At 46.2% G+C, this 6,902-nt stretch carries 4 protein-coding genes; 3 read left to right on the top strand and 1 reads right to left on the bottom strand.

From position 1 onward, the window contains the following. Positions 1–1,360: 1,360 nt before the first annotated feature. Entirely contained in the window at positions 1,361–1,759 is a 399-nt protein-coding gene (locus tag ACYC56_RS02530; RefSeq protein WP_461372609.1) for a BlaI/MecI/CopY family transcriptional regulator, read from the bottom strand. A gap of 496 nt (positions 1,760–2,255) precedes the next feature. On the opposite strand from ACYC56_RS02530, the gene ACYC56_RS02525 reads away from it, so the two are divergent. The 3 genes from ACYC56_RS02525 (at position 2,256) to ACYC56_RS02515 (ending at position 6,881) form a co-directional block, all read left to right on the top strand. Further along, on the top strand, positions 2,256–3,047 hold the full coding sequence (locus tag ACYC56_RS02525) for a LuxR C-terminal-related transcriptional regulator (RefSeq protein WP_461372608.1): 792 nt from the start codon (positions 2,256–2,258) through the stop codon (positions 3,045–3,047). Between the two features lie 144 nt (positions 3,048–3,191). Continuing rightward, entirely contained in the window at positions 3,192–4,166 is a 975-nt protein-coding gene (locus ACYC56_RS02520; protein WP_461372607.1) for an MBL fold metallo-hydrolase, read from the top strand. Positions 4,167–4,493: 327 nt separating this feature from the next. Further along, positions 4,494–6,881 carry a PAS domain S-box protein gene (locus ACYC56_RS02515; RefSeq protein ID WP_461372606.1) on the top strand — a complete coding sequence of 796 codons (2,388 nt, stop codon included), beginning with the start codon at positions 4,494–4,496 and terminating at the stop codon, positions 6,879–6,881. The last annotated feature ends 21 nt before the right edge of the window (positions 6,882–6,902 follow it).

Raw genomic sequence — 6,902 nt, 5'->3', positions numbered from 1 at the left:
CTCTAAAGCCAGATCGAGGATTATAGATAATTACTAATATGACCTGCTGTTTTATCACTTTGGTGCCATAGGCTTCTAATGCATTTTCTAATAACTTCGCCGAATTTGGCCTAATCTGGTGTAAACTCATATAAACTTAGATAATGTATCGCTGCAGGTGGCCCGCGTAATGCCCCTGGTTAGCGCCTCGTTGTCTTAAGAATTAGGAAAACTTAAAATCCGCCGACCTTTAGGTCGTGCCGGTTCGACTCCGGCCTCGGGCACCAGGTGGTAGAGGGTACTAGAGATAGTATTCTCTCTTTTATTTACAGAAAATGGTAGCCATGGTCTGAGGCGGTACGCATAGGGGCGTAAAAAGTACATATTTTATACAAAAAAAGCGGTATTTTATCCGTTTTCCACCGAAAATATGTACTTATGGGCAGATTTCAGGAGGATCGGCAATATTAGCGATGTATTTGGCAATGCGCTGACCAGGGATATTAGGAATTATGCAACATAATGCATGGTACTTTTAAGGTTTTTGCAACCCTATAAAAAAGAACGAGAAATCTCTGTGGATGATCCCCTGGCGAGTTCACAGTCCCCAACTGCCCCCAGTTTTGGGTCAGGGGCAAGCGAAGTATTGCATCCCTCACACCCGATGAAAAGAAAGCATTGCTACTATACCGACAAGAGGTTAAATCGGATAAATAAATATTATTTGAAAACCACTCTAACTTAACTAATCTTACCCCTGATTAGCCATGTGATAACGTAGTAACCATCGCAACCACGGCAACCACAAAAGCTATAATCATAATTAGGCAGTAAATATTAATTCTTGGCTTAAACCGCTTTGGAGAACGTCTCATTTTCAATGACCTTTAATCCTTATGGTTTCACCAGTATTGGTGATTAAGATACTTTTCGCCACTTGCACAAAAAGTCCTTGCTACATTTATAATTTTATAAATAAAACGTTGATGACTGGATCTTTGTCTACGTACGCAGATTTCTAGCCCTGCTGCTCTTATCAAGTAACCTATTATGTAGACGTGCGGTCTTATAAAGCGTGAACCACGCCCAAGCAAATTCATTGCCGCAGAAACCTTTCTTGTGCAAACGTTTACGGACGACGATAGTCGGGAAGTATCCCGGTGTTTAGTCAACCGTAAGTAGCTAAAAGGGGTTTGTTATGCAAACTGACCACTTAACTTCGCTACAAGGTCTGAAGCTTCCAAGCTGATAGACGTGATGATAGGCAAGATATAAGGGGTAAAGGGTAGCTGATAGTTATTTGATGGGATCATTGTTGCCTTAGCCATCTAGCCGCAATTTTTTTTCAGTAGAGGTAGAGCGATACTTAAAACATCAATTTTTATTTACCAGAGTTTCCTTGCCCTAAGAGTTTTCTAACGTCTTCTTCGTTGCCCTTTATGAGATGCAAAATAAGTGGAGTTGCAACTCCACCAAGGATCTTGTTAATGATCGTATCCAAAAGCGCCTTTGCCATATCTTCTCTGCTTATAGCGGCAGAGTAAACATATGTCTTGTCCCCCTTGTTCTGCTTAAGCAATCCTTTAAGGGCCATATTATTCATGGCCGCCATGATGGTTGTGTAGGGTATATAACCCTCTTCCAACATGACTTCATGTACCCTGCGCACGATAGTCGTTTTCTGCTCCCAGACAATATTTAAAATATCTGCCTCAAGAGTGCTAAGACCTTCAATTCCTACCTTTTTTGAGCGTTTCTTAGTTTCACTTCGTTGTTTCATATAAACCTCTCTTTGATAACGCATTGGTGATTAAAGTCTATGTATTATGCTTTTCGTTGTCAATTTTTGCTGTTTCTTGATTACCTTGTATAAATGAAGGTCGAACATTGTTCAGTTGCCCTGGCGGTGAGCGGCAGCGCATAGGGTGGACGGCATCCGCTTTAAATGGAAATCTTCTAATCGGATTCTAATACAGTGGGAAAAACTGGTCTAAACTCTCGTAAACTAAGGTAACCTTACGTTGAATATATCCCCCGGTAAGGTTTGTAATTACGCAGGTAGCGGGGTTGCCGAAAAGGCGCTAAACATAACTTACCATCCGGCACTTAATCAAATCCAGCTAGTATTTATTACGCGAGGAACAGGCAAGTTTATTGTCTACAGAATATGCAAAGTGCAATTTCGGTTCTTCTAATAGCTCTTCTATTAGTTCTTGCAATATATCTGTGGGATACTCTATGTAAGCAGGTAGCACATTGATTGAGGGGGTATTGCCTTGGGTGGGCGACAACAATTCGGCCTTTTATTGAAAACAGTCCTTGAAACAAACTCGAGTTTCGATCTCGATGAAGTGCTTACCCATGCGTCGATTCGCATCTCTGAAGCTATCGGCCTGCCCTATTGCGGTATTTACCTTATCGACGAAAAGAAAAATGCTCTTGTATTAAGGGGTAGAGCTGGGCGGATTACCGATACATCGCTCTTGCGCACAATGGCGATGGGGTCGATAGCGCTTGATGAACCGCTTGCACAAAAAGCTCTTTGCTCGGAAAAGCCCGTTATGGTACCCGATGCTGAGAACTCGCCATTAATCGATGAGTATCATAAGGCGAGGCTTCCGCTCAAGTCATTGCTTGCTATTCCGTTAAGAGCCCGGAGGAAACCTCTGGGTCTGGCGATGATTCCTTCGTTTGATCGCCAGGTAACCTTTTCAAATGATCGCATTGAAATAGCCAACGATATTGCCAAGGCCGCAGCGTTAGCTATCGATAATGCACAGCTATTCCAAGAAACGTATCCGCATAGAGTTCAAGAAGCAAAAAACAGTACATCGCAAGATGAGCTTGATAAAGTTATTCAGCCTTCTGCCAGGACCCTCTCCCAGCGTGAATTGGATGTATTAAGGTTATTGGGCCTGGGGCTTAAAAACAAGGAGATAGCGGCAGAGCTCTACATTACGGAAAGAACAGTAAAAGCCCACGTGAGCAGCATCCTTGATAAACTCGGCGTCGCCGACCGCACTGCAGCCGTTATAGTAGCGGTAAGAAGAGGCCTCTTTATCCCATAGACAGAATCCTAAAGATTGTCCTTTTGACCAATATTCCGAGAACAACAGAGGTGCGATAATTACTATCAAGTCCAGGTGTCAGCGCTATGCAACGTACTATCGACTAATTGATTACCTCTATATTGGTATGAAAGGATGAATATAATGATTGGTGTTGTTTACGTCTTAATAGGATTACTGATTATTGCCGCCATTCTAGCAGTGCCAACCCTGAGGTTTTTTAGAGATAGGAAAATCGCGGATAAAACATGGGAAGAGCGCTCGCTACATAAAATCGAAAATCCTGATAGTGTTAAGCGGCTAAGTATCCTCCCATTGGTTGAGTATTATACAGCAGATAATGGTTTGATGGGAGAACCGGGCGTATCATACTTAATAACCGCCGATGATTATAGAATTCTTTTTGACGTCGGCTATAATGTGAGCGGCGAACATCCATCGGCCCTGCTGAGGAATATGAGAAAGCTCGACGTGCGCCTTGAAGACATTACTGCCATTTTTATATCCCATCTCCACCTCGATCATGTTGGAGGTATGCAGGCTCAAAGGAACAAGACCTTCGCTCTTTCGACAGGTGATATTGACCTGAACGGTATCACGGCGTATGTTCCGGCAAGTATGTCACATCCTTCCGCAAAGATCACGTTGGTAGAAGGACCGATAACTATAGCACCTGGTATCTTTAGCATAGGACCGATTAATCGGGCGCTATGGTTTATGGGGCTTACCCCAGAGCAGGCGATTGCCATAAACGTAGAGGATAAGGGAATAGTATTGGTCGTCGGATGTGGGCATCAGTCAGTAGAAAGGTTGCTAAGAAGAACCGAAGAGCTATTTGATATCCCTGTTTATGGGGTTATAGGTGGTTTGCATTACCCTGTTACCGCTTCCAGGATGAAGTTTAATATCCAGAGGATATTCGGGACAGGTAAATTACCGTGGCAGCGAATCACAAAAGCCGAGACAGAAAAGACCTTATCTGAGCTGCTAAAGAAAAACTTAGGGGTCGTAGGGGTTTCGTCTCATGATAGCTGTGATTGGACACTGAGTTTATTTAGAGATGCCTTCAAGGCACGGTATAAGGAAGTCAGAGTTGGTGAGGAAATAACCATCAGCTAGGTAATGTATAATCAGATACGGGGCTCGAATAACGCCCGAGCGGGCGAGCTTTAAGCAATATTTGCGCTCCTTGGGCTGGCAATTTTGGCAGTATCCTTACTGCCGCCAATTAAGAGATTTATTGCAAGGAAAGATTAACCAGCACTTTTCTATCCCTCCGTTTGTTCGCTTTAACAGCAATTGGTTGCTATACAGGCTGTTGTCATGGAACCGGTTTGAAGTACGTAATAATTTTATGTTAATAGTAGAGAAGGCGTAGAGAATCACTCGCATTATTGGGTATAATGACAGCAGGGCAAGCAAGGGTGTGGTCATTCGGAGAGCGTAATGAAACAGACGTTTTGGAAGGACCAGCTAGGGCGCATAGTAGAAATCATTGCAGAAGGTGTAGCTGTTGTTGATACAGATGGCCGCCTTGTGTTTGCTAACGCCTCGGCGGAGAAAATCCTCGGTGTGAAGCGCGCGATCATGACCCAGCGAACCTACTACGACCCGATTTGGAATATAACCTCACCTGATGGAACACCCATAGATATGCGCAAGCCCCCCTTTACCGGAATTTTAAAGGCCGGCAAGCGAGTACACGGGGTCGAGCTTGCGCTTGATCGACCTAACGGCACAAAAGTAGTCCTCTCGCTTAATGCCTCACCTCTCCGTGATGAAAAGGGTGTCATCATCGGCACGGTGGCAACTTTCTCCGATATCACCTCCCGCAAGCAGGCCGACGAGGAGCTTAAATTTAAATCCCTGTTATTGGATAACGCCACAGATTCAGTATTCGTATATGAGGTTGAAGGTGGTCGACCGGGCAAGATACTTTATGTAAACGAGGCCGCCTATAAAACCAGGGGATACAAGAAGGGCGAGCTTTTGTCGATGCGCCTCGAGGACCTGCTTGCCCCCAGGTATGCCGAAATCTGTGAGGCGCGGGCTGACATGATCCTAAAGGATGGCCGCGCCAGGTTCGAATCGGCTCACGTAAGAAAAGACGGCTCAGTAATCCCGGTCGAAGTTTATTGTCGCGCCATCACGCACAAGGGAACAAAAGTGGTGTTAAGCGTCGCGCGCGATGTTGCGGAGCGCAAGGAGCTGACTTTACAGGTTGAGCATGAGAGAGAGCGTATAGAGATACTTGCAGAGACGCTTGAGCGAGAGTGGGATATCCTCAAGACCATCATGGAAAACACCGAAGCCCACCTCGCCTACCTTGATGCCCAGTTCAATTTTGTCATGGTTAACTCCACATATACCCAGGGCTCGGGATATACTGAAGACGAGCTTATAGGGCGCAATCTTTTTGAGCTGTTCCCCAGTGAAGAAAATCAGGCCGTATTTGAGAGGGTTAAAGACACCGGAGAAACGGTGGAGTTCAAAGCCAAACCCGTTGAGTTTACGGACTCGCCCCACGGGAGCATTACCTATTGGGATTGGACGCTGACCCCGGTTAAGGGTACATACGGCCAGGTCGAAGGGCTTGTACTTTCGATGGTCGATGTAACCGAGCGCGTGCTCGCGCAGGAGCTTAGCGATGCTTTAAACGATATCAGTAAAGCCATAAACTCAACGCTTGAGTTCGAGGAGATACTGCAGCGGGTGGTAGTTGAGGCTACAAAGGCGCTCGGCTCGGAAACAGCGGCCATCGCGCTGCCCGAGGGAGGGCAGTGGACGTTGCGCTACCTCTACGGGCTTCCTACAACGCTGCTGGGGAGCCGCTTAACCGATGAGATGTTCCCCGATGCGAGGCACCTTCTTAAAAAAGGCACACCGCTTGTATGCGACAATGCCTACGAAGACAACCGGGTGAACCAGGAACTTATGAGAACATATGGCATACGCTCCTTCTTGATCGTTCCTCTTATAGCACGCAATGATGTCGTAGGAGCGCTGTTTTTTAACCACCACTCGGCCTCCGTTTCCTTTAGCGCAGTGCAAATCGACTTTGCCAATAAGCTTGCCGCATCCATCTCTCTGTCACTGGAGAACGCCCGTCTCTATGCAGCAGAGCACAATATTGCCGACACCTTGCAAGAGGCATTACTGACCATCCCAGAGGCGATTGAAGGGGTGGAGTTTGGGTATCTGTATCGCTCAGCAACTGAGGCCGCCAAAGTGGGAGGGGACTTTTATGATCTCTTTGAGCTTGAGCATGATAAAATCGGTATCGTGATCGGCGATGTCTCGGGAAAAGGCTTAGAAGCTGCGACCTTGACCTCTCTTGTTAAGAACACGATTAAAGCCTATGCCTATGAGAATGCCACTCCCTCCGCCATTCTGGCAAAGACCAATGAAGTAGTCAGGCGTGCTGCCCCTCCATCCATGTTCGTCACGGTTTTTCTTGGTATTCTCTCTACGACTACCGGAGAGCTTATTTACTGCAGCGCGGGACATCCGCCGGCTATTATAAAGAGGGGGACGTCTGAGACGTTTTTGCTTACCACCGATTCCCCTGTTATCGGCGCGTTTTCCGATATGGATTACCTGGATAACCGGCATCGGCTCGAACGCGGCGATATCTTGATAAATTATACGGATGGGGTTACCGAAGCCCGAGGCGAGCGCGGTTTCCTCGGTGAAGAGCGCTTGGTCCGGCTTATACGATGCTTGCAACCCGTAAGAGGGCAAGAATTACCTTCTGCCGTTTTTAGAGAAGTTTTAGCGTATACGGGCGGGGTATTATCCGACGACCTGGCGATTCTCAGCATAGCGTTGGCATAAGGATAGAGTGACTTTATTGCT

The sequence above is a fragment of the Candidatus Aquicultor sp. genome, assembly GCF_054640775.1.
Note: the sequence above shows the minus strand (reverse complement) of the source record. Positions and strands in the feature narration are given on the sequence as shown.